This window comes from Thiocapsa sp. (assembly GCF_011390875.1).
In the GTDB taxonomy this organism is placed as follows: domain Bacteria; phylum Pseudomonadota; class Gammaproteobacteria; order Chromatiales; family Chromatiaceae; genus Thiocapsa.
Genome location: NZ_JAABRP010000068.1, coordinates 1 through 22,696, shown reverse-complemented (window position 1 = coordinate 22,696; position 22,696 = coordinate 1). Strand labels below are relative to the sequence as shown.

17 protein-coding genes and 1 tRNA gene are annotated in these 22,696 nt (G+C 66.4%); 6 read left to right on the top strand and 12 right to left on the bottom strand.

Going from position 1 to position 22,696, the window contains the following annotated elements:
* The 7 genes from GPT33_RS07550 to GPT33_RS07520 form a co-directional block, all read right to left on the bottom strand.
* A partial coding sequence (locus tag GPT33_RS07550) for a mechanosensitive ion channel domain-containing protein (protein WP_296806962.1) occupies positions 1-592 on the bottom strand: 592 nt, incomplete at its 3' end.
* Positions 593-1,252, bottom strand: a complete 660-nt coding sequence (locus GPT33_RS07545; protein WP_296806960.1) for a hypothetical protein — start codon at positions 1,250-1,252, stop codon at positions 593-595. It abuts the gene before it with no gap.
* A gap of 587 nt (positions 1,253-1,839) precedes the next feature.
* Positions 1,840-5,070 (bottom strand): AsmA family protein, encoded by a 3,231-nt coding sequence (locus GPT33_RS07540; protein WP_296806958.1) that lies wholly within the window; start codon positions 5,068-5,070, stop codon positions 1,840-1,842.
* Between the two features lie 477 nt (positions 5,071-5,547).
* Positions 5,548-6,168 carry a hypothetical protein gene (locus GPT33_RS07535; RefSeq protein WP_296806956.1) on the bottom strand — a complete coding sequence of 207 codons (621 nt, stop codon included), beginning with the start codon at positions 6,166-6,168 and terminating at the stop codon, positions 5,548-5,550.
* On the bottom strand, positions 6,165-8,033 hold the full coding sequence (locus tag GPT33_RS07530) for a glycerophosphodiester phosphodiesterase (protein WP_296806954.1): 1,869 nt from the start codon (positions 8,031-8,033) through the stop codon (positions 6,165-6,167). The genes GPT33_RS07535 and GPT33_RS07530 overlap by 4 nt, the downstream gene beginning before the upstream one ends.
* Before the next feature lie 51 nt (positions 8,034-8,084).
* Positions 8,085-9,851, bottom strand: coding sequence for an OPT family oligopeptide transporter (locus GPT33_RS07525; RefSeq protein ID WP_296806953.1), 1,767 nt, complete (start codon positions 9,849-9,851; stop codon positions 8,085-8,087).
* A 115-nt stretch (positions 9,852-9,966) separates the two neighbouring features.
* Complete coding sequence (locus tag GPT33_RS07520) at positions 9,967-10,224, bottom strand: type II toxin-antitoxin system Phd/YefM family antitoxin (protein WP_296806951.1); 258 nt, start codon at positions 10,222-10,224, stop codon at positions 9,967-9,969.
* A 217-nt stretch (positions 10,225-10,441) separates the two neighbouring features.
* Between GPT33_RS07520 and GPT33_RS07515 the strand changes: the two genes are divergently transcribed.
* Positions 10,442-11,296 carry a DMT family transporter gene (locus tag GPT33_RS07515; protein ID WP_296806949.1) on the top strand — a complete coding sequence of 285 codons (855 nt, stop codon included), beginning with the start codon at positions 10,442-10,444 and terminating at the stop codon, positions 11,294-11,296.
* A gap of 128 nt (positions 11,297-11,424) precedes the next feature.
* Here GPT33_RS07515 and GPT33_RS07510 read toward each other — a convergent pair whose 3' ends face one another.
* The 4 genes from GPT33_RS07510 to glpK all read right to left on the bottom strand — a co-directional run bounded on the left by GPT33_RS07510 (position 11,425) and on the right by glpK (position 17,496).
* The gene (locus tag GPT33_RS07510) at positions 11,425-13,251 is read right to left on the bottom strand and encodes an ABC transporter substrate-binding protein (RefSeq protein ID WP_296806947.1); all 1,827 of its coding nucleotides are present in this window, start codon (positions 13,249-13,251) and stop codon (positions 11,425-11,427) included.
* Between the two features lie 40 nt (positions 13,252-13,291).
* Positions 13,292-14,026: an MIP/aquaporin family protein gene (locus GPT33_RS07505; RefSeq protein ID WP_296806945.1), complete on the bottom strand. Its 735-nt coding sequence runs from the start codon at positions 14,024-14,026 to the stop codon at positions 13,292-13,294.
* A gap of 108 nt (positions 14,027-14,134) precedes the next feature.
* Positions 14,135-15,796, bottom strand: coding sequence for an FAD-dependent oxidoreductase (locus GPT33_RS07500; protein WP_296806943.1), 1,662 nt, complete (start codon positions 15,794-15,796; stop codon positions 14,135-14,137).
* Between the two features lie 185 nt (positions 15,797-15,981).
* Complete coding sequence (gene glpK, locus GPT33_RS07495; protein WP_296806964.1) at positions 15,982-17,496, bottom strand: glycerol kinase GlpK; 1,515 nt, start codon at positions 17,494-17,496, stop codon at positions 15,982-15,984.
* Between the two features lie 284 nt (positions 17,497-17,780).
* Here glpK and GPT33_RS07490 point away from each other — a divergent pair, with 284 nt between their 5' ends.
* The 3 genes from GPT33_RS07490 (at position 17,781) to GPT33_RS07480 (ending at position 20,059) form a co-directional block, all read left to right on the top strand.
* Positions 17,781-18,929: a L,D-transpeptidase family protein gene (locus GPT33_RS07490; RefSeq protein ID WP_296806940.1), complete on the top strand. Its 1,149-nt coding sequence runs from the start codon at positions 17,781-17,783 to the stop codon at positions 18,927-18,929.
* A gap of 275 nt (positions 18,930-19,204) precedes the next feature.
* On the top strand, positions 19,205-19,618 hold the full coding sequence (locus GPT33_RS07485) for a cupin domain-containing protein (protein ID WP_296806938.1): 414 nt from the start codon (positions 19,205-19,207) through the stop codon (positions 19,616-19,618).
* A 21-nt stretch (positions 19,619-19,639) separates the two neighbouring features.
* On the top strand, positions 19,640-20,059 hold the full coding sequence (locus tag GPT33_RS07480) for a DUF4124 domain-containing protein (RefSeq protein WP_296806937.1): 420 nt from the start codon (positions 19,640-19,642) through the stop codon (positions 20,057-20,059).
* A gap of 133 nt (positions 20,060-20,192) precedes the next feature.
* On the opposite strand, the gene GPT33_RS07475 is transcribed toward GPT33_RS07480, so the two are convergent.
* Positions 20,193-20,268 (bottom strand) — tRNA-Thr (locus GPT33_RS07475).
* Positions 20,269-20,660: 392 nt separating this feature from the next.
* Between GPT33_RS07475 and GPT33_RS07470 the strand changes: the two genes are divergently transcribed.
* Positions 20,661-22,148, top strand: a complete 1,488-nt coding sequence (locus GPT33_RS07470; protein ID WP_296806935.1) for an FAD-linked oxidase C-terminal domain-containing protein — start codon at positions 20,661-20,663, stop codon at positions 22,146-22,148.
* On the top strand, positions 22,148-22,696 hold a 549-nt coding region (gene ruvB / locus GPT33_RS07465), incomplete at its 3' end, for a Holliday junction branch migration DNA helicase RuvB (protein ID WP_296806933.1). The genes GPT33_RS07470 and ruvB, both read left to right, overlap by 1 nt.

Sequence of the window (22,696 nt, the reverse complement as noted above, 5' to 3'; positions counted from 1 at the left end):
GGGCTGCGACGCGACGGCGAAGCTCGGCGAGCAGTGCCTCGATCCGCGCGCTGGAGAGGCCGCTGGGAAGGCCAATTTTGTGCTGAAACACGCAGTGCGGTCGGGCCGAGACGTTGACGAGTTGCGTCTTGGCCAGATCGGCGTTGGGCACCGACGTCAGCGTACCGTCGGCCCCGCGGATCCGCGTGGAGCGGGGCCCGATCGACTCCACGATCCCGCTGCTGGTGCCGAAGCGGATCTGGTCGCCGACGCGGAAGGGGCGGTCGGCGAAGAGGGTAACGCCCCCCAGCAGGTTTTCGACGGTGGATTGCGCGGCAAGCGCGAGCGCGATGCCGTCGATGCCGGCGCCGGCGAGCACGCCGATGTCCTTCGCGCCGTAGCGCAGGATGCCGCCCGCCGCGATCAGCGACCCGACACGGGCCACGATGCCTAGCAGGTGGGCGTCGAAGGTATCGTCCGGAAAGGCGGGCGACGCGATGATCGCCTCGGCGATCAGCCAGCAGGCGCACCAAGCCGCCCAAGCGGCGGCCACGTAGAGCGCGAGAGTCGCGAGCAGGGTCTCGGCGCGTGCGATCTCACTGGACGGAACCACCTACCAGGCAATGAAACCATGACCGAGTACGACCAAGAGACCGAGCAGCACCGGGACGGTGAGCCTGAGCGCGTAGCGGCGCCAAGCCGTGTCCGTCCGGGTCCAGTGACGGTCGAGCAACCGCCATCGCAGGATCACCACGCCGATGATCGCGGCGATGAGGCCGGCGAACAACACCTTCCGGATCGGTGTGCCGAGCATCGTCGCCTGTAGTGACGCGGGCAGGCGCTCAAGCGGCAGCCGCATCAGCCAAGGCCCAACGATGCGCTGCTGCACCGTTGCCCAATCGCCGATCGCACTCGGGCGCAGCACGGGCAGACCCTCGGCCCGGGCGTGGATCTGTGGAAGCCGCGCCACCGTCGCGGCCGAGAAGACATAGTCTCCGGAACGCGGGCCCTCGCCCAGCCGGACCATGCGGATTTCGGTGCCCGGGATCGTCCAGTGCGGCGGCAGTTCGGCGCGTGCCGCGCCGGAGCCACCCGGAACGGATTCCAGCGGGATTTCCGGCAGCCGCAGCAGGATGTCGGCAAGGTGGCCGACGACGGCATTGCCGGCCTTCACACGGGTCGAGTGCGGGATCTCGCTGAGGTCGAACAGTCGCGCACCGATCCGCTGCAAGGCGTCCGCCATAGCGAACTGCGTCACGGTCGTCGGGGCCACTTTTTAGATCTCGTAGAGCGATTCGACCCGCCGCGTCTCGGCGAGGAAAGAACGCAGAGTGAAGGAAGACGCCTGGCAAGGACTGCGTACCTGGCGGGCCGGCAGAATAGCTGCGTTTTGGCGCTCGCAGAGATGCGGCCTGCGCGGCTTGCGCGCGCAAGCAGCATGGCCGACGGGATCGGTGGGGGCATTTCGTTGCGACCCTAAGGAAAAAGTAACCGGATACTGCCGTCGGCTGACCTGACGTAAGCAGATGCTCGCATGGCAACCGCGCCTGGCAGCTCCGGGTCATTTCCGTCCGGTGGCGATCAGCGCATCGAGCGACAGCTTCCCGCGTGAAGTGATTGGTGGCGTAAGCTGCCACGGGAGTCTCCAGTGCGCGTGATGCAGTCGTTGACGAGGCTTACGCCGAGCTTCGGCTCCTGGCCGCTCGCATGCATCGGCGAAGTATCGAACCGAACCAGGCCCGCGGAACTGCTCGGCGGATCGGCGGATCGGCGACGGTGGAATCGTGTCGCACGGCCGGCGCGGATGACACCGGGAATGTCCGGTGAAATCACCTCGGCGACGATACTCCCGCGCGGCCTTCACTCCCGCCGCAGGACCGTCTCGCACGGGCTGCCGAAAGCGGTCAGGCGGCCGATGATTTGATCGGCCACCAGGCTCAGCCCGCTGGTGGCCCAGGCGGCGGCTCCTTCGACAATGAGGTCGCGGCGGTCGATCGTCGCGCGCGGGGCCTTCAGCGTGCCGGTGACGACGATGAAACGGTCGGCGAGGCCGAGCAGGCTCAGCCCGATCCCCGTGCGTTTGACGGTCTTGAAGCGAAGGGCAACCTCCCCCGTCTCCAGCTTGATGGCGCCGCCGCCCAGCACATTGAGAGTATCGGTTTGCACCGCCAATCCGCGCTTGCTGGTGGCGATGCCGTCGGCGACATCGAACTGCAAGACGGCGCACCGGAGGCTGACGAGGTCCCGCCGGATGTCGACGTCGGCCAAGTCAACCGGATTGAGCGTATCGAGCAAACTGAAGACGACTCCTCCGAAGGGCAGCCGGGAGACCTTTCGGTCCAGCTGTCCGGTACCCAGGATCAGCTCCACGCGCCCATCGGCGGAGCGCAGCAGTGCAGGCATCGACGCACCGACACCGCTCAGGCGGACCTCGACGGCGACGGGGACATTGGAGAGTGCCTGTTGATTCTTCGCCTTGATCAGCCGACCCAGATCGACCTTGCCCTTGTGGTGCAGGTCCAACCGCCAGTCCGTCTGGCGGGGCCGCAGCTCGAGGTCGACCGACAGCGCGCCCTGAGCGGCATCGGCCGACAGCACCAGATGTCCCGCGTCGAGGCTGGCCTCGAGCGTGCCGTCGTTCATATCGAAGTCGTCGAGCCGAACCTGACCGGCACGGAGCTTGATCGAGCCGTCGAGGGCCTTCAGTCCTTCCAACGGCAGCGTCTGCTCGCCGCGACCGTCGCGCCCGGCTCGGGGCGCACCGCCGCCGTCCGCGCCGCTCTGCTTCGACACCAAGAACGGGGTGAGATCCAGCACCTCGGCGTACAGATCGGCGTCGATCCGCGCGCGCGCGCCGAGACCGATGCGCACCTCCCCGGCGATGTCGCTGCCCGCGCTGCCTGCCTTCAGGTCCAGCAGCTCAAGCTGCCCGGTCTGACCCTGGACGCGTGCCGTCGCGGAGAACGGCTGCGCGGGCAAGCCGGGATGCAATGCCGCGAGGCTCTTCGCCGCGAACCGCGCCTGCAGTTGGTTCCCCGCCAGGCCGTCGAGTCGGGCGAGCTCGCCGGTCAGGGCGCCGGTCAGACCGGTGTCGTCGGCCAGGGTCAGGTCGAGCCGCAGGTCGCGGCCGGCGCGGATGGCCGCGAGCGGCCCCAGATGGCCGCGGATGGAGACTCGATGGCGATCGATCCGGGTCTGTGCGGCGACGTCGATTCGCGGCCAGGATCGCCCCGCGGGCAGTAGGTCGGCCAGCGTCCCGCCGGTCAGTGTCAGGTCCATGGTCTGCCCGGTCATCGTCAAGCCGGTCTCGAGGCTCACCGCCTTGCCGGCGTCGACCCGAAGATTGGGCCCGGCAAGTTCGATCGGCGTGGCCTTTCGGCCCCGCTCGGCAGGCGGGAGAAGCCGGACCGATCCGGCTCTCAGGGTGCCGCTCAGGGCACGGATCAACGCCGACGGAGTCTCACCGCTGGCCTTGGCATCCAGACTCAAGCCGACGATGCTGCCGCCCAACCTCGGACCCCGGGGCAGCATCGACAGCGCCTGCGGCACGTCGATGCGGTCCGTGTTCAGTTTGAGCGTGAGCACGGGCGATCGGGGGCCGGCGTCGACGACCGCCTGGCCGGTGACCGTCAGCCCGGGAAGGGCGAATCTGACCCCGTCGAGCTGAAGCCGGCCGTCGCGGAGTTTGGCCCGAGCCTTGAGCCCGCGCATGGTGATCCGCTGCCAGGCCAAAGTCTCGGCGGCGAGATCCAGGTCGGCATCGAGCCGGGTCAGCGCGACGAACGGCAGCGGCCTGTCGGTCCAGGTCGGGCCCATCGTCGAGCTGGCTTTGGTCGCCGCGGGTCCCGAGGTGCCGTCGGCATCGCTTTGAGCCGCCTTGCCCTGCGCGATCTCCTCCAAGTTGAGCGTTCCGACGTCGAGCGTGCCGCTGAGCAGGGCCCGCGCCTCGCCAGATGCCGGCCGCAGCTCGCCGTCGAAGCGCCCGTCGGCGAGCGTTGCCTCGATCGCCACGGCGCCGGTCGTCCGAGCATTGGACGTCCGGGCATCGGCTTCGGGCGTGGCGACCGGCGTCAGGTGCAGCGTCCCGAGCCGATCGCCGAGCTTCCCCGCAATTCGAACAGACCAGGGACCGTCCGTCGAGACGCTGATCTCGCCGTCGCTGATGCTCAGCGGCGCGGGCAGGACATCGGCCTCCGACGATCCGCTCATCGCACTGGCCTGTAGGGTCCGGCCGTCCCAGGTCAGGACCGTGTCGAGCCGAAAGGGTCCCGCCGGCAGCCCCTGGATCCCGACGATCTGCCCGAGCGGACTCGCCGTCGGCCCCTGCACCTGGAGCTTGGCATCCAGCCCCGTGGAATCGAACGGTGCGGGGGCACTGCCGTTCAGCTCGGCGTGCGTGTCCGCGCTGCGCGCCTGCACCTGAAAGGGCCAGCGGGCGGCGTCCTGAGCATCGGCCGGAGCATCCGTGGCGCCCGCGCTGGCGCTCAACGTCAGCGGCGCATCATTGATCAGCAGCTCAGCCTCGAGGACCAAGGGTTCGGCACCGAGACCGTCGAGCTGAAGCCGCGTCACATCGGCGCGCCGCACCAATCCCTGTGCCGCCGCAAAGGCGATCTCGGAGTCGATCACCTGCACCGTCGGCACCAAGAGGCTGATGTCGCCGGCACCCTTGCCCTTGGCGACGTCGATCTTCCAATTGTCGCGGCCATCGGCGGTCGTCTGCAGCATCAACCGCGCGCCGCGGATCACCAGTTGGTCGATGCGGATCTGCCGCTGCAAGAGCGCACGCAGGTCCAAGGTCACGTCCACCCGCTCGCTCTCGAGCAAGTGGGGCCCCAGGGCCCAGTCGGCGGCTCCGTCCGGATTCGATACCCGCAACCCCTTCAGCACGATCGACAGCGCCGGCCTTGGATGAGCCAACCAACCCAGCGTCACGCCGTCGGTCGCGACCGGTCGTCCGAGCGCCTTACCCGCTGCGGCCTCCAGGTCCGCCTGATGCTCCTGCAGATAGACGGGCAGATAGGCAATCGCGCCGGCCGACAGCAAAAGCATCGGCAGCAGAATCCAGGCAAGAACGCGGAGGGTTTTCATCCAGTGGTAGACCAATTCAGAGAACGACGATCGGATCCGGTGTTGTTGTTGCACTGAACGACGTGCGCCGACATCTCGGGCAGGATGAATCCGGGTCTTCGCGTCCGAACCCGAAGGCCGGTGCGCCGAGTGACGTCGCCCCCGGGTAAGTCGACTTCAGTCGGCCTATCATCGGTGCCGAAAATTCGCTGCGGTTGGAAGGTGGCCGAACGTCGTTTCCAATCTGGAGATCGGCAGACCTAAGCCCGCTCTTTCGGTATTGTCCCCGCAAGTAGCGGGCGGCGCCTTGGCAGACGCGTTGGTTCAACCGATCGAGACAGCAGATCGGAGATTCCGGCACGCATCGAGATCCGTTCACGCTAAGCTCGGGTCATGTTTGCCGACCTTGAATCGGGTGTTCGGCATGGCCGCGGCGAGGTCGGCTCCGGCCTGATCCATGAGCGCCCGATCCGATGGTCCGGAGGCGTCGGCAGAGCGTCAGTCGCATGCCGGCCAGCCGTATCCCCAACGCCACGGCAGGTCACTGCAAGGGATGCCGCCCAAACGAACCGAGCGGTACATCAGATCCGCCACCGCGGCATAGATGCCCGCGATCTGACCCTCGGTGAGATGATACTGGGTACTCAGCGCCGGGGCCCGTCGTGCTCCGGTCTCGATCACACAATCTCGCAGCGCCAGATCCGCGGCGCGGCGCCCCTCGAAGCTGTCCTCGGCTGTCGCATCGCGCAGCCCGCCCGCGTGGTAGAGCCGATCGTGAGCGATGCAGCAGGCTTCCCAGGGCGGGCGGTCGCCGTGGACCGCGCGGAAATCGGCGAGCCAGGCCGCGAGCGACTCCCAGCCCGCCGAGAGACCGCCGCTGCACCCGTCGGTGGTGAAGTCGGCGATCCGACTGTCCGGGTCGGACTTGATCCGGGCCAGTCGCGCGTGGCGACCGAGCTCCAACTGCCGCTCCAGCGCCTCGATGGCCGGGGCGTCTCCGGCCGGATCCAACGGCGCAGACTCTTCCGCGAGCAAGTGGCCGGCGACGAGCCAGGCGAGCACCAGGGCAACAGGCCATCGGAGTGCGCCGGCGCAGCGCCTTCGGTCACGGCGAATCATCGCGATAGACCCGCTCGGGTAGGGGCTGACCGAACAACTCCGCCGCATGCACCAGCAACCGTTCGGCCGGACTCAACAGCGCGCGCACCTCGACGACCTCGCGAGCCATCTGCCGGTTCGTCGGTGATGAGACCGTCCACGCCGACCGACACCATCCGCGACATGGCAACCGGCTCGTTGGGCGTCCAGACGAAGACCTGCTTCCCGGCGGCACGGGCGTGACGGACGAAGCCCGCGCTCGCCATCTCCATGTTCACTGCGAGGAAGTCGGCGTCGAGCCGGGTCAGATCGCCGATGGCCGTCGCCGACAGCAGGCCGATGCGCCAATCGGGCCGGAGGGCGCGCATCCTTTGGACGGCCTCGTAGCTGAGCGACATGATCGCCACGTCCGAGACCATCCCCGTGGACTCGACGATCTCCGCGACGCGCTCCTCGAGCCGCTGGTCGTGCCCGTAATATTTGAGCTCGATCACCACCCGCACCTTGCCGCGTGCCAGCTCCAGGACCTCGCGCAGGGTCGGGATCCGCTCCCCGGCGAACTGCGGACCGAACCAACTGCCGATGTCGATGGCGCGGAGCTGCTCGAGCGTCCCGTCCCGGACCTTCAACGGGACCCCGGCCAGCTTCATGAAGTCACTGTCGTGGAAGACGACGACTTCGCCGTCGGCGTTCTCCTGCACGTCGATCTCGATCCAGTCTGTGCCGTCCTCGATTGCCTGACGCATCGCGGCCAGCGTGTTCTCGGGCGCCTTCCCGGCCGCACCGCGATGTGCGGCGATGGTGACCGTGTCGCGGACCTCGATGCCGCGCACCAGCCAGACACCGGTCAGCACGGCGACGAGCACCACCCCGATCAACAGGGCCGCGACCTGCCCGACACCGAGCGCCCGCCGTGAATGCGTCTTGCCAGGCAGGTCCGCCGAAACGGCGCTCAAGCGGATCGGTGCGTTCAGATACTTGGCGAGCTCGACCAAGGCCAGCGCAAAAGTCGCCCCGTTGAATGCACCGGCCAGCACGCTCAGCACCGCCCAGAGCGCGACGAGACCGCCGAGCACGATGACCAGAAGCGTCAGTGCATCGAAGAATCGGGGCACGATCAAGACGCCGAGCCAATGGATCACGGCGACCACGGCGGTGCCGAGCAACACGACGATCAACCCCCAGACGGCCAGCACGCCGAGCACCAGCGAGCGCCTGCTCCGCGTCAGGCGCTCGCTCTCGGCGAACGATCGCGCCGGCGAGACCTCGGCGAAGAGCACCAGCGGCAGTGCGAGCGACCAGGCGAGGAGGCGGCGCACGATGAGCGCCGACATCATCAGCAGGAAGATCCCGATAATCACGCCCGCGATCCAGAACGTCGGGGGACGCATCGAGAGGTAGTAATTGATATCGTGATCCGTGATCAACAGCCAGGCCGTCGCCGCCGCAATCGCCAAAAAAGGCGCCATCAGCAAGAGCAGGCGCACGACCAGTCGCAGCGCGAAATCCAGAATCCTCACCGCGCGACCCGCCGCAAACCGGAGCGCGTCGATTGCCGGTCTTTCACGCCCGACACCGGATTCAACCCCGGCGACGACGAACATCAGCGAGGCCTGCGCGAGTGCGCCGATCGCCACGAGGACGGCCGCCACCAGGATCAGGGAGGCCATCCCGAACGGGGTGAGCAGAAAGAAGGCGATGTCCTGATCCGCCAGCACCTCGGCCCCGGACAGTCGGATCAGCAGGTGCGCAAGGATCCCGGGCAAAGGCGCGAGCAGGACGACGCCGAGGGCGACGTAGAGCAGATTCACGGCGAGCATCGTCCGCCAAGCCGATCTCAGATGCCGCAACATCGCGGCCCAGACGGCAAAGACCTCATGCAGCATGATCACAATCCTCCAGTGCCCGACGGGGCGCACGCGCGGCGCGGATGGCCCTCAACCGATGACCCCCAGCAGCGCCCGCCCGACGCCGGCCAGGCTCTCGCCCGCGATCAGCCCGGATGCGGCCGCGATCGAGAAGCGCTGCGCCAGGTTCGGATTCCAGCGCTGCACCGCCGAGGCGATCAGGCTGCCGAAGAACATGGTGATCGACAAAGATGCGGGAATCACCATTGCAAGCCCCAGGGCGGGCATGCTCGGTAGCCAGGCGGCACCGCGTCGATGCTCCACCACCGACGCGGCGATCCCGACAGCCCCGGCGATCGCGACCGCCCAAAGCGCGCTCGCGGGGACGGAGCCGAGTCCATGGCCCAGGGTCTCCGCTACGACCTTCCAGGTCGCGACCGCCGGGGCCGGCCACTCTTCGGTGATCAGCATCCCCGCCGGATCCGGGACCAGCCGCAGATAGACCAGACTGCCGACGAGGCTTCCGGTCAGGATACCGAAGAACTGGGCCACGACCTGCAGCTGCGGCGGGGCGTTGATAGCATGCCCCGCCTTAAAATCATTGAGCAGATCGGCGCTCTGTCCAGCCGCGCCGCCCGCGACGTTGGCACCGATGAGGTTGGCCGTCATCTCCCCCGGTGCAATCATCCCGGTGCCGAGTTGCGAGACCTTGCCGATCGCGCCGATGGGCGGAATGCCGGTTTCTCCGACGACCCGCGAGGCGACCATCGCCAGCAGGAAGGCGATCGGCACCGCCAGCACGGCGATGCCCAAGCCGATATCGAAGATCGCCGTTTGCGCAATGACCACCAGCGCGCTCGCCACTGCCAGGCCGATGAGGCGCGCCGCACGGCAACCATCGGCCTCGCCCGCGGTGGCGACCGAAGCCACGCGGCGCCGCGAGGCAATGCCGTCCAACAAAAACCGAGTCAACGCGGAAGCGACCATCAGCGCGACACCCGGCCACAAGAGCCACTCGACCATGGTGGGGAACCAACTCGCGTCCGGGTGCAGCTCGCCCGGCGTCACGAACCCTGCGTGCAAGCCCAAAGGTCCCAGTACGCCCCAGGAGAGGAGCGCGCCGATCAACAACGAGACCCCGGCGCGGAATCCGATAATGGCGCCGAACCCGGTCAGCATGAGTGAAGGATCGAGCGTAAAGGTGAGGTTCTTCGCACTGATCCCGGCATAGCCGGAAAGCGCGCCGCCCGCCGGCAAGGTAAACCCGAGACTCGGGCGCGGCAGGCTGAACCAGCCCCCGTCGAGCCACTTCACCGTGCCCGCAACGAAGGTCGTCGCAAGCAGCAAGCGCAGTTTCAGCGCGGCCTCGCGCCCCTGATTGAAGATCTCCATCAGGGTCTCCGCGGTTGCCCGACCGGTCGGAAAGGCCAAGCCGGAGTGCAGGATCAAGGAGGCGCGAAGATACCAAGCAACCCAGATCCCCAGAAAGCTGACCGCAAACACCCACGCGACCAGCTGCCCCGGGGGAAGATTCGACCCCGAGAGCATTGCCAGCGCGGGGATCGGCGCAACCAGGCCGCCGGAGATGATGTTCGCCGAGGAGGAGGTCGTCGTCTGGGCGATGTTGCCCTCGCCGGCACCCAACGCCCGAGCGAGGCCGAGTCGGGCCAGGAGGGCCCAGAATCCCGAAGCGATCAAGAGGGCGATGATCGAGACGTTGAACGACCAACCGATCTTCAGCCCCGAGTAGATGTTGCAGGGCGTCAGCAGGATCCCGAGCAGCATACCGGTTACGAGGGCGCGGACGGTCAGATGGCGACTGGTCGCGGACGCGACTCCCGCGAGGTCGCTCGGCATCGACACCCGTCCGTTTTCAGCCCGCATTTGATGTAAGCCATCCGACAACGGCGCCGTGCGGCCGGGGCTTGTGGAGCTCCAAGACCACATTGGTATCCGGGGCTTGCATGCTGGATTACCGCAGCGCCGAGGCCTGCCGGCGGCAAGCCTTGCCTCGTTCCGGCATCAACAGGTCGTTTCGGGCAGAATCGGCCAGCAGGAGCTGCTGCAGGGAGGGTCGGGCAGCCACCTGAAGGCGGCGCCACTCCTCGATGGGAATCTGCACGGCGGTTTCGGTACGCCGTCGCTTGACCACTTGGGGGCCATCGGTCACACAGGCATCCAGAAGCCCGCTGAAGCGGGCTTTTGCCTCCTGAACTGGCCAGATATCCATGAGCAGACTCCTGCAAGGCGACAAAAAACTCAATCGATAACGAGTTTATTAGCTCCCGCGGTAGGGGATCAAAACCAATCCGCTTCCCGGAAAAGTCGATACTCGTAGGTTCAATGGACGATCGGCGGCACAATTGGCGTCGACGGTCGGTTGTGCCTCGCGCGGCTCGGCATATCCGTTTCCCCAATTCGCCTGAGACCAGGGTGCCCACACAGCCATGACCAACCCCCGCCTCATCCTGCTGACCGCGTTCGCGATGATCCCGCTGGCGGCGAACTCCTGGCTCTGCCGGGCGGCCATGCGCGACACGGCCATCGACGCGGCCAGCTTCACCTCGATCCGATTGATCTCGGGCGCGCTGATGCTCTGGCTGCTGGTGTGGTTGACCGGCAAGGTACGCGCGGGTGCGGGCAATTGGCCTTCGGCGTTCGCCCTGTTCGGCTACGCGGCACTCTTCTCGTTCGCGTACCTGAGCTTGACCGCGGCGACCGGCGCACTGCTCCTGTTCGGTGCGGTCCAGGTGACCATGATCGCACTCGGACTCCGCGGCGGCGAACGACTCGACGGCATTCAGATCGTCGGTGTCGCGTTGGCCTTCGGCGGACTCGTCGGCCTGCTGTTGCCGGGGCTCTCTGCACCGCCATTGGGCGGCGCGCTGATGATGATCGGCGCCGGCATGGCCTGGGGCGTCTACTCGGTCCGCGGCAAGGGCGCGGGCGACCCGATCCGCGTCACGGCCGGCAACTTTCTGCTGACCGTGCCGATCACCGCGCTGTTGAGCCTGCTGGTGATCGCGGAGGTCTCGATCGATGCGATCGGCGCGGGGTATGCCGTCGCCTCCGGCGCCCTGACCTCCGCACTCGGCTATGCGCTCTGGTATCGGGTGCTGCCGATGTTGCGCGCGACGAGCGCGGCCACGGTTCAGCTCAGCGTGCCGGTGATCGTCGCGATCGGCGGTGTCGCTCTGCTCGGCGAGCCCATCACGCTGCGGCTCGTGCTGGCCTCGGCGGCGGTGCTTGGCGGGATCGCCTTGGTCATCCTGGAGCGCGATCGGATCGGTGGTCGTCGGTAGATACTTCTCCGTCGAGAGATCGGTCGAGACGCGGGGCGCCGAGGTGCGATCGGCCTCTTGCGCTGGCCTAACGGCCAGCGGGTCGAGTGCAACTCGACGATCCCGGGAGACCCTCGACGGGCGCCGGATCAGACGCCGAACCTTCCCGTGCGCCAAGCCTCCATGAGGGTCTCGTAGTCCTGGGTTTTGCCGATCCCTTCCTCGTCCGGCAAACGCGGTTTCGGGGCGCCCGGTCTGGCGAGCCAGACTGTCGGATCTTCGGGTGCCGACACCTGCGGCGCGCAGCGTTTGGACAGACCCAACGCCGCAATGCGCGCCAGGGTCTGGTCTTGGGCCTCGGCTAGATTGTCCATGGTCTGTTGCGGATCGGTCTTGCCCCGGACCGCGTCCCCGATGCGCGTCCACCACAGCTGCGCCAGCTTCGGATAGTCCGGAACGTTCAGTCCTGTCGGGGTCCAGGCCAGGTGTGCCGGGCTGCGGTAGAACTCCACCAGGCCGCCGAGGCGGGGGGCCGCCGCGGTCATGGCCTCGGAGGCGAGGTCGCTGCGGCGGATCGGGGTCAGCCCGACCAGGGTCTTTTTGAGCGACACCGTCTTGCAGACGCAGAATTGGGCGTACAGCCAGGCCGCCCGACGGCGATCGAGCGGCGTCGCGGCGGGCAGGGTCCAGGCGCCGCAGTCCTGGTAGCCGTGCTTCATGCCGGGCTCCCAATAGGCGCCGTGCGGCGAGGGCGCGACCCGCCACTTGGGCATTCCGTCGCTGTCCATCACGGCCGAGCCGGGTTTGACCAGATCGGGTGTGAAGGCGCTGTACCAAAAGACCTGCTGGGCGATATCGCCGCGTGCGGGCACCGGGCCGGCGTCCGTGAAGGTCATGTTCAGTGCCTCCGGGGGTGCAAAGGCGCGCAACCACTCCAGATACTTGCGCAGGGCGTAGACGGCGGCTGGACTGTTGGTCGCACCGCCGCGCGAGACGGAAGACCCGACCGGCCTGCAGTCCTCGACCCGGATGCCCCACTCGTCGACCGGCATGCCGTTGGGCAGACCCGGATCCCCGACCCCGGCCATCGCGAGCCAGGCGTCGGTGAAGCGCCAACCGAGCGAGGGGTCGACCTTGCCGTAGTCCATGTGCCCGTAGACGCGTCGCCCGTCGATCTCGCGAACCTGGTTCGTGAAGTAGTCGGCGATGTCCTCGTAGGCCTTCCAATTGAGCGGAACACCGAGCGGATAGCCGTACCGGGTCTCGAAACCACGTTTCAGTTCATCGCGCCGGAACCAGTCGTCGCGGAACCAATAGAGGTTCGCGAACTGCTGATCGGGTAATTGGTAGAGGACGCCGTCGGGACCTGTGGTGAAGGAGAGACCGATGAAGTCGTGCAGATCCAGTGTCGGTAGCGTGACCTCGGCGCCCTCGCCGGCCATCCACTCGGACAGCGGCACGACGGCGTTGCTGCGAAAATGCGTGCCGATGAAGTCCGAGTCGTTGACATAAGCGTCGTAGAGGTTGCGCCCGGTCCGGGTCTGACGCTGGATGCGCTCGACGAGCTCGCCCTCGTGGATCAGGTCGTGCTGGACGCGGATGCCCGTGATCTCGTGGAAGGCCCGAGCGAGGATGCGTTGCTCGTAGACATGGGTCGGGATGGTCTCGGAGACGACATGGATGCGCTGCCCCCGGAAGGGTGCCGCCGCACGGATGAAGAACTGCATCTCGGCCATCTGCGCGTCGGGGTCCAGGGTCGAGGGCGTGAGCTCGCTCGTCAGCCAACGACGCGCCGCAGCGGTGCGCACCGGATCGGTGTCGGCGGGCGGTCGGACTGACTGTTGGGGCGCCCGTTCGACCGACAGCTCGGCCGCGCGAAGACCGGTCAGGGCCGAGCCGCCGAGCAGGGCGGCGGCAGCCCCGAGGAATCGGCGCCGGCCCGGTCGGATGGGTTGATCTCGAATGCGTCGACTCATCGAATATCCCCCATCGGCTTAACTCCCTCGGGCGCGGGCCTCACCGAAACTGCACGCTGGTCGGGTCTTGCAGCGCGAGGTACAGAAGACCGGCCAGCCCGGCGCCGATCAGCGGGCCGACCACCGGGACCCAGGCATAGCCCCAATCGCTGTCGCGCTTACCGCCCGGCATGGGCAGCAGCGCATGGACGATCCGAGGCCCGAGATCACGCGCCGGGTTGATCGCATAGCCGGTGGTACCGCCGAGGCTCAGACCGATGGCCAGGACAAGCAAGCCGACCGGCAAGGCATCCAGAGCACCCAGACCGAAGACCGATACGGCGAGAAAAAGCACCGCGAGCACCAAGACGAAGGAGCCGATGGTCTCGGAGAAGAGGTTCGACGGTGCGTTGCGCACGGCCGGAGCCGTGCAGAAACAGGCGAGCTTGAGGTCCGGATTCTCCGTGCGGGCGAAGTGCGGCCAGTAGGTCAGCCAGACCAGCACGGCACCGATCATAGCCCCGATGAATTGCGCCACAACGTAAGCCGGAACCTGGCCCCATTCGAACTTGCCGGCGACCGCAAGGCCGACCGACACCGCCGGATTTAGGTGGGCGCCGCTGAATGCGGCAACCGTGAACACGGCCACGAACACGGCCATGCCCCAACCCCAGGTGATCACGATCCAACCCGCACCTTGGCCCTTCGTCTCGCTCAGCAGGACATTCGCCACGACACCGTTGCCGAGCAGGACCAGCAGTGCGGTGCCGATAAGCTCTCCGAAGAATGGGGTCATGGCCGTTGCCCTCGGGTGGTGTTGTCGTCGCGGAATCTGCTTGGAGTCGGGCTCGAAGTCGGGCTCGGAGTCAGGCTCGGCGCACCGGCGTGGAGGCCGGACTCAGAGTCAGGCGGCGTCCGACTCCAGGTGGAGGGACTGCGCGCGCGTGACGGCTCGAGACTCGCCGAAATACTCCGCGTATCGCGCCTGTGCGGTCTCACCGAAGAGGATCTCGCAAGCCTCCATCAGGCCCTCGGCCTCTTGGATCTGCCGGCGCTGCACCACCAGGGCGATCTTGGAGCGACGGCGCAGGAAATCCTCGAGCGTGACGATCATCTCCTGACGCTTGGCGAGCTGGATCTCGCAGCGCAGATAATCCGTCCCCTTGATCAAGACCTCGGCCCGGCGCGGATCCTCGCGGATCTGGGCGAGCAGCTCGAACGCCTGCTGATCGTAGCGCCGCCACAGCCGACTGGAGAGCGGCTCGATCGACTCGGCCGAGGTGTAGCTGTCCAGATTCATCAGGCGCGCCTGGTGCATGTACTCCTCGTAGACCGAGCGGTGCGGCTCGCCGTACCAGCGGTACCCGGCATGCGGCAGGTCGATGCCGAGCCCCGCGACGATCCGCGCGACCTCGTTGCCGACATTGACGCAGTCGGTGAGCTTGCCGCCGAAGATGGAGAGATGCGCATGCGCGCGGTCGACGTCGATCTCGTGTTTGCGCGAGAGTTGCATCCAGTCGCGCCCGCCAGCGTCGCTGCCTTGGCGCTTCACCACCAACGGCCGCACCCCGCAGCGCTCGGCGATGATGTCCTCGCGCGTCAGCGGTGCGGCCAACGCCACCCGCTTGTTGATGTTCTCCAGCACGAAGTCGCGATCCGCGTCGGTGACCTCGGTCTCGGGTGTGTCGACCCGGTTGTCGGTGGTGCCGATGCAGGTGCGCACGCCCATCGGGATGACGAAGAACAGCCGTCCGTCATCGGCGAAAAAGGTCAGGATCCGCTGATGGGGCGTGATCCGCGGCACGATCAGATGGATGCCTTTGGAGAACAGGTGCTGATGCTCGGTCTGTTCCCCGGTGACGTGATTGTGGTCGTCGACGAAGGGGCCGGCGGCGTTGATCAGGACCTTGGAGCGGATCTCGAAGGTCTCGCCCGTCTGAGTATCGCGCGCACGGGTGATCCAGAGCTCCCCGTCGCGCCGTGCACCGAGCGATTCGACATAGTTTGCCGCGATGCAGCCGCGATCCATCGCCGAGCGCACGAACTGGAAGACGAAGCGCGAGTCGTTGTCGTGCAGATAGGCGTCGGAGTATTCGAATCCGCCGGCAGCCTTGTCGGTCTTCACCACCGGCTCCTCGCGGTGGATGCGGTCCTTGGTGAGGAAGCGCGGGATCCGGGTGAAGCCGTTGCCGAACAGCCAGTAGACCCAGGTGCCGAGCCACAGAAAGAAGGGCGAGAAGCGAAACCCGCGGTCGATCGTCGCGAAGAAGCGGATCTCTTTCACCCGGCTCGGGTAGCTGCGGATCAGCTCGTTGCGGCTCAGGCACAGCTTGCGCACGAGCAGGTAATCGCCGCTTTCAAGATATTTGATACCGCCCCAGGCAAGGTTGGACGATTGCTGACTGGTGAAGCCCGCAAAATCCCGCTTGTCGATCAGCGCCACTTGGGCGCCCTTGCCCGACAGTGCGGCGGCGGACACCGCCCCGTTGATCCCGCCGCCGATGATCAGCGCGTCATAGACGACACCTTCCCGCAGCTTGGCGATGTTGCTCTCGCGCAGAGTCATATGACTGCTCCTCCGGAGTCAGGAACGATTCAAAATCAGCACGAACAGGTCGATTGGGCAAAGCGTGGCGTGCCCAACCTACGCCGGCATCACGGGGAGCGTTGGGCACGCCACGCTTTGCCCAACCGACGACCTGCTCCGTGGGATGAATCGCGTCAGGTCTCGTCCGAGCGCCCGCGGCCGGATCAATCGTCGTCGAGCGCCCACCCCTTGGAAAGCTCGACGGCCTTGTGCCAGCGCTTGAACAAGCGCTCGCGCTTGGCTGCGTCGAAGCGCGGGTGATAGCGCACATCCAGCGCCCATTTCTCGGCGATTTCCTCGCGGCTCTCCCAGAAGCCGACGGCGAGACCGGCGAGATAGGCCGCGCCGAGCGCCGTGGTCTCGGTGATTCGCGGGACCTCGACATTGACGCCCAAGATATCGGCCTGAAACTGCATCAGGACGCTGTTGACCGCAGCACCGCCGTCGCAGCGCAGCTCCTTGAGCCGAATGCCGGAGTCGCGCTCCATCGCCTCGATGACGTCGCGCGTTTGATAGGCCATGCTCTCGAGCACCGCACGCGCGACATGGCCGCGTGTCGTGCCCCGCGTGATCCCGATCAGCAGGCCGCGGGCATAGGGATCCCAGTGCGGGGCACCGAGACCTACCAGGGCCGGCACGAAATAGACCCCCTCGTTCTCCGGTACCGATCGCGCCAGTTCGCGCGTCTCGGAAGCATGACCAATCATGCCGAGCCCGTCGCGCAGCCACTGTACCGCGGAACCGGTGACGAAGATCGCGCCCTCGAGCGCGTATTCCACCGGCTCGTCCCCCACACCCCAGGCAATCGTCGTGAGCAGTCGCTCGTCGCTCGTCACCGCCTCGGTACCGGTATGCATCAGCACGAAGGAACCGGTTCCGTAGGTGTTCTTCGCCATCCCCGAGCTATGGCAAGCTTGACCGAACAAGGCCGCCTGCTGATCCCCGGCGATACCGGCGACCGGGATGCCGCGGGTGCCGAAGAACATCTGCGGATCGGTCTCGCCGTAGATCTGCGAGGAGGGGCGCACCTCGGGCAGCATGGCGGCCGGGATCTCGAGCAGGTCCAGCAGCTCCGCGTCCCACTGCAGGTCGCGGATGTTGTAGAGCATGGTGCGTGATGCGTTGGAATAGTCGGTGATATGCACCCGGCAACCCGTTAGCCGGTACACCAGCCAGGAGTCGATGGTGCCGAAACAGATCTCGCCGCGCTCGGCCCGCTCACGCAGCCCCGGTTGGTTGTCCAGAATCCACTTCAGCTTGGTGCCGGAGAAGTAGGGATCGATGACCAAGCCGGTCTTGGCACGGACCATCTCCTCCAAACCGCGTGACTTGAGCTCGTCGCAATAGCGTGCGGTCCGCCGATCCTGCCAGACGATGGCGCGCCCGACCGGACGACCCGAGTCGCGCTCCCACACGACCGTTGTCTCGCGTTGGTTGGTGATGCCGATGGCACGGATCTCGTCGGGCGCAACGCCGCCGCCGGCCCGCAACGCCTCTGCGATCACCTTCATCGTGATCAGCACGATCTCTTCGGCGTCGTGCTCGACCCATCCGGGCTTGGGATAATGTTGGGTGAACTCGGAATAGGCACGCGCACGGACCGACCCGGCGTGATCGAAGATCAATGCCGTCGTACCCGTGGTGCCCTCATCGATGGAGAGGATATAGCCACTGTTCATCTCTCGACGCTCGCCTCCAGTGGTGGTGTGACGTCTGCACATCCCTGTAATCGTTTGCTCTTTGAGGCCGCTGACGCGGCCGTTCGATCGTGTCGGGCCGGATCCAGGCCAATTGCGGTTCGGAGTTTTCCCGAACGACCTCGGACTGAACGAGGCCGATCATCCTACCGTACCGCCTGGTATTTGCGTTCGTTTGAGTGTAGTACGTGCGGAGGCACGTCGCTTGCCAGCGGGCCCATGAGCAGCCAACCTAAAGCCTGTCTTTTCCTGAGCGAGGACATTCGGTGTTTAAACAAGCCAAGTACACGCAGGATCGGGATGTTGTCGAGGGAAGCAGGACCAAACGCGCAGGCCCCGGCCGTGCGAGAACGGCGCCTTCCGCGAGCACCGTCGCTTCCCTACGCTGGTGCTCGACGCTGCTTGCCGCCCTCGTGCTGAGCGGCTGTGCGACGCTGTATGACTCGCATCTATTCGTCGAGGAACCGGAGCGTGCCGATCGTTTCGTCCTACCGGACGAGGAGACCGACGTTGTCGGGGACGTCCGGGTCGTGGTCGCCCGGCACGAGGACACGCTCCCGGATTTCGCGCGTCGCTACGGGTTGGGACACGACGAGATCGTCGCGGCGAACCCCGGCGTCGACCCCTGGCTCCCGGGAGACGGAACGCGCGTGGTCCTTCCGACCCAATATGTTCTTCCGGACGCCCCGCGCGAAGGCGTGGTCGTGAACCTCGCGACACTAAGGCTGTTCTATTTTCCGAAGCGCGAGGAAGGTGAACCACAGGTTGTCGTCACCCACCCCATCGGCATCGGTCGGGAGGGTTGGCGAACACCTTTGGGACAGATGCGGATCATCCAGAAGACCGAAAATCCGACCTGGACCCCACCTGCATCCATCCGCCGGGAGCGCGCGCAGCGGGGCGAACAGCTTCCGGGCGTCGTCGCGGCAGGACCCGACAATCCGCTCGGCGCTCACGCGATGCGTCTGAGTCGGCCCCAGTATCTGCTCCACGGCACGAATAAACCCTTCGGCATCGGCATGCGCGTGAGCCACGGCTGCATACAGCTGTACCCGGAGGACATCGCCCGCCTGTTCGCAGAGGTTCCGATCGGGACCAAGGTCACGGTCGTGAACCAGCCCTATCTCGTCGGATCGCGCGGCGGCGAGGTCTACCTGGAGGCACACGCGCCCCTCGCCGAGGACAAGAAGCGCTGGAAAGGCAGTCTGAAACCGATGGAGAAAGCGATCGAGGCCGAGATCGCCGACGGCCCGGAGATTGTCGATTGGGAGAAGGCACAGGCAGTGGCTTTGGAGGCACGCGGCTTTCCGCTGCCGATCTCCCCCGGAAGCCCCGGTCTCGAGGATGTCGTCGCGCGCGCACGTCGCGTGCCCCGCATTCCGCCGTGGGCCGAGGTCGCGGGCGGAGAGACCTAAACCGCGCCGGCTCCAACGGTCGTTGGAGCCGGCGCGGCCAAGCGAATCCAACACACTACGCATACCGCACCGGGCGCGGTTTAGAAGCTCGGCCGCGAGGCTCTGGCACGTGAGCGCTCCCGCCGACCCTTATGTCTCGGGAACCCAGAGATTGACCGATGACACGTGAGGGGCGACCGTGCGGTGGATGATCCCGGCGACCTTCGCACCTTCTCGCGGCACGACGCCGCCCCAACGATCGAAGATACGTCAATACACCAGAGGCATCTCGAATCATGAACGCAAAGATCGTGACGGTACGCCCCGAAATTCCCACCGACACGCTCCAGCGGCTGCCCAACTTCGTGGGCATTTCCGAGGCCACGGCCGGCGCTGCGGGAATCTCCATGAACCTGGTGGTGATCCCGCCCGCAGGCGAGGCCGAGCCCCATCTGCACCTCGGCTTCGAAACCGCCATCTATCTCCTCAAGGGCCGCGTCGAGACACGCTACGGCGAGAACCTCCGGGAATCGGTGGTCAACAACGAAGGCGATTTCATCTTCATTCCGGCCGGTATACCCCACCAACCCAGAAATCTGAGCGACACTGAACCCGCGCTCGCCATCGTCGCGCGCAACAACGCCAACGAGCAGGAAACCGTTCAGCTCTATCACCCGGCCGGGAGCGAATCAGGCGGCCGGAACGCATGATTGCACACCAGGAGGAAACACATGCCGGGACGCTGCCAAGATTGCCTCGTGATTCTCGCCATTGCCGTGTGCGGATTCTCGCCTCCAATCGCAGCTGAAATACACAAGTGCACCGGCAAGGACGGGGAAATCTCCTTCAGCGACATCGCCTGCCCTCACGATGCAGTCGGGGAGACGCTGAACATTACCGGCAACCCGGCGAGCACCGCACCGGATCAAGGATCCGACCTGAGCCCAAATCCGACGGCGCAACCTCCGGCAACCCGGCTCGATCGGCAGCGAACGAGAGAGCCCGCCAAGGAGCAGCAGCCGCGGACAAACACCTCGCTCATTTACCAGAAATGGCTGATCGAAGAACGGAATGCGACGATCCGCGGGGCGATTCCGCCGGAGATCAACCGGCCTCGCGAAAAGACCCGGACGGTGATCAGCAAGGATTGAGCGAGTGCGGCGAACCGCGCGCCCTCATCTCCCTGCTGCGAAGGCTGGAGAACCCGCGGGCACTCGTCGGCAATAGAGTGGTGACACAAGGAGGATCGACCTAGACAGGCATCGCCTAAGTCTTTCTTTAATTTGGAGCTGGCGGACGGATTCGAACCGACGACCTGCTGATTACAAATCAGCTGCTCTACCAACTGAGCTACGCCAGCGATGCGGGATAGGCCTGTGTCCGAAGACCGGGCGGTTCGGGCATTCTACAGTCAAGCGCTACGGGCGCTCAATGCGCGTGGAGCTGATGGCCGAGATCCAAGCCGATCCGGTTGACCGTTCAGCTGTCGTCTGTGCAGCGGCGGGGAGACCGCGGTTTGGAGGATGGATTTCTTTGTGCTCTACACGGCGGCCTGCATCGCGGCCTTCCTCGGCTTGGGACGCGGCGGTTTGGAGGATGGGTTTCGCTGCGCTCTACCCATCCTACGCTCGGGGTGTTGTGGTCTGAGTCGCCTCGGCAGGGGTAACGGGCGCGGTCTCGGGTTTACTCGGCGCCCGTCTGGTCCTAGGCTCCGTGTTTTCCGAGGATGAGACAACGACTAGGGTCAACGTCATGAGCCTGATTCAACCGGCCCGGATCGACTTTGAAGATCCCGAGCTGTCCGCAACGCGGGCGGAGCTTGTCCGCGCGCTGCGGGCTTTTTTGCCGTCGGATGCGGTGCTCGAGCAGCAGGAGCAGGTGCAACCCTACGAGTGCGACGGCCTCTCGGCCTATCGGCAGTTGCCTTTGCTGGTGGTGCTGCCGCGCACGGTCGAGGAGGTGCAGCGCATCATGCGGCTATGTCACGCGCGGGATGTGCCGGTGGTGGCGCGCGGGGCCGGGACCGGGCTCTCCGGCGGGGCCTTGCCGCGTGGCGACGGGGTGTTGCTCAGCCTCGCGCGTTTCACCCGGATTCTCGACTTGGACCCGGTCGCGCGAACCGCACGGGTTGAGCCCGGGGTGCGCAATCTGGCGATCAGCGAGGCCGCGGCGCCTCACGGGCTTTATTACGCGCCGGACCCGTCGAGCCAGATCGCCTGCACCATCGGGGGCAATGTCGCGGAGAATTCGGGCGGGGTGCATTGCCTGAAGTACGGGCTGACGGTGCACAACGTCCTTGCGGTCAAGCTGGTGACGATCGAGGGCGAGCTGATCGAGCTCGGATCGAGCGGGCTCGATGCACCCGGCTATGACCTCTTGGCGCTCTTCATCGGCTCCGAGGGGATGCTCGGCGTGACGGTCGAGGTGACGGTCAAGCTGCTGCCCATGCCGGAGCGCGCCCAGGCCATCCTTGCGGCTTACGACGACGTGGAGAAGGCCGGCCAAGCGGTGGGCGACATCATCGCGGCCGGGATCATCCCGGCGGGGCTCGAGATGATGGACGGGCCGGCGATCCAGGCGGCGGAGGACTTCGTGCATGCCGGTTATCCGACGGACGCGGCAGCCATCCTCATCTGCGAGATCGACGGGACCAGTCAGGAGGTCTCCGAGGAGGTCATGCGGGTGCGCGATCTGCTCTTGGCCAGCGGCGCGACCGAGGTCCGGACCTCGCACGACGATGCCGAGCGGCTGATGTTCTGGAAGGGGCGCAAGGCCGCCTTCCCGGCGGTGGGCCGGATCTCGCCGGACTACTACTGCATGGACGGCACCATCCCGCGCCGCGCCCTGCCGGAAGTGCTGCGGCGCACGGCGGAGATGTCGCGCGAATACGGGCTGCGGGTCGCCAATGTCTTTCATGCCGGAGACGGCAACATGCACCCGCTGATCCTCTTCGATGCCAACAAGCCGGGCGAGCTGGAGCGGACCGAAGAGTTGGGCGGGCGCATCCTGGAGCTGTGTGTCGAGGTCGGCGGGACCATCACGGGCGAGCACGGGGTGGGGATCGAGAAGATCAATCAGATGTGCGTCCAGTTCAACCCCGAGGAGCTGCAGCAGTTCCACGCGGTCAAGGCGGCGTTCGATCCGAAGGGGTTGTTGAATCCGGGCAAGGGGGTGCCGACGCCGAGACGCTGCTCGGAGTATCGGCAACTTCCGGATCACTCGCATCGGCACCCGCACTGATGGCGAAGCCCGAACGTCTGATCAACGCCGACCCGGCCAGCGACGAGCTGGCACTCGACCGCGCCATCCGCCCGCGCAAGCTTGAGGATTATGTCGGGCAGCCGGTCGTGCGCGAGCAGATGGAGATCTTCATCGGCGCCGCGCGCGGCCGCGGCGAGGCGCTGGATCATGTGCTCATCTTCGGCCCGCCGGGGCTCGGCAAGACCACACTCGCACACATCATCGCGCACGAGATGCAGGTCAGTCTGCGTCAAACCTCCGGGCCCGTGCTCGAGAAGCCGGGTGACCGCGCGGCCATCCTGACCAATCTCGATGCGGGGGACGTGCTCTTCGTCGACGAGATCCATCGTCTGAGCCCGGTGGTCGAGGAGGTGCTCTATCCGGCGATGGAGGACTATCAGCTCGATATCATGATCGGCGACGGCCCGGCCGCGCGCTCCATCAAGCTGGATCTGCCGTTCTTTACCCTGGTCGGCGCGACCACGCGGGCCGGGCTCCTGACATCGCCGTTGCGCGATCGCTTCGGCATCGTGCAGCGTTTGGAGTTT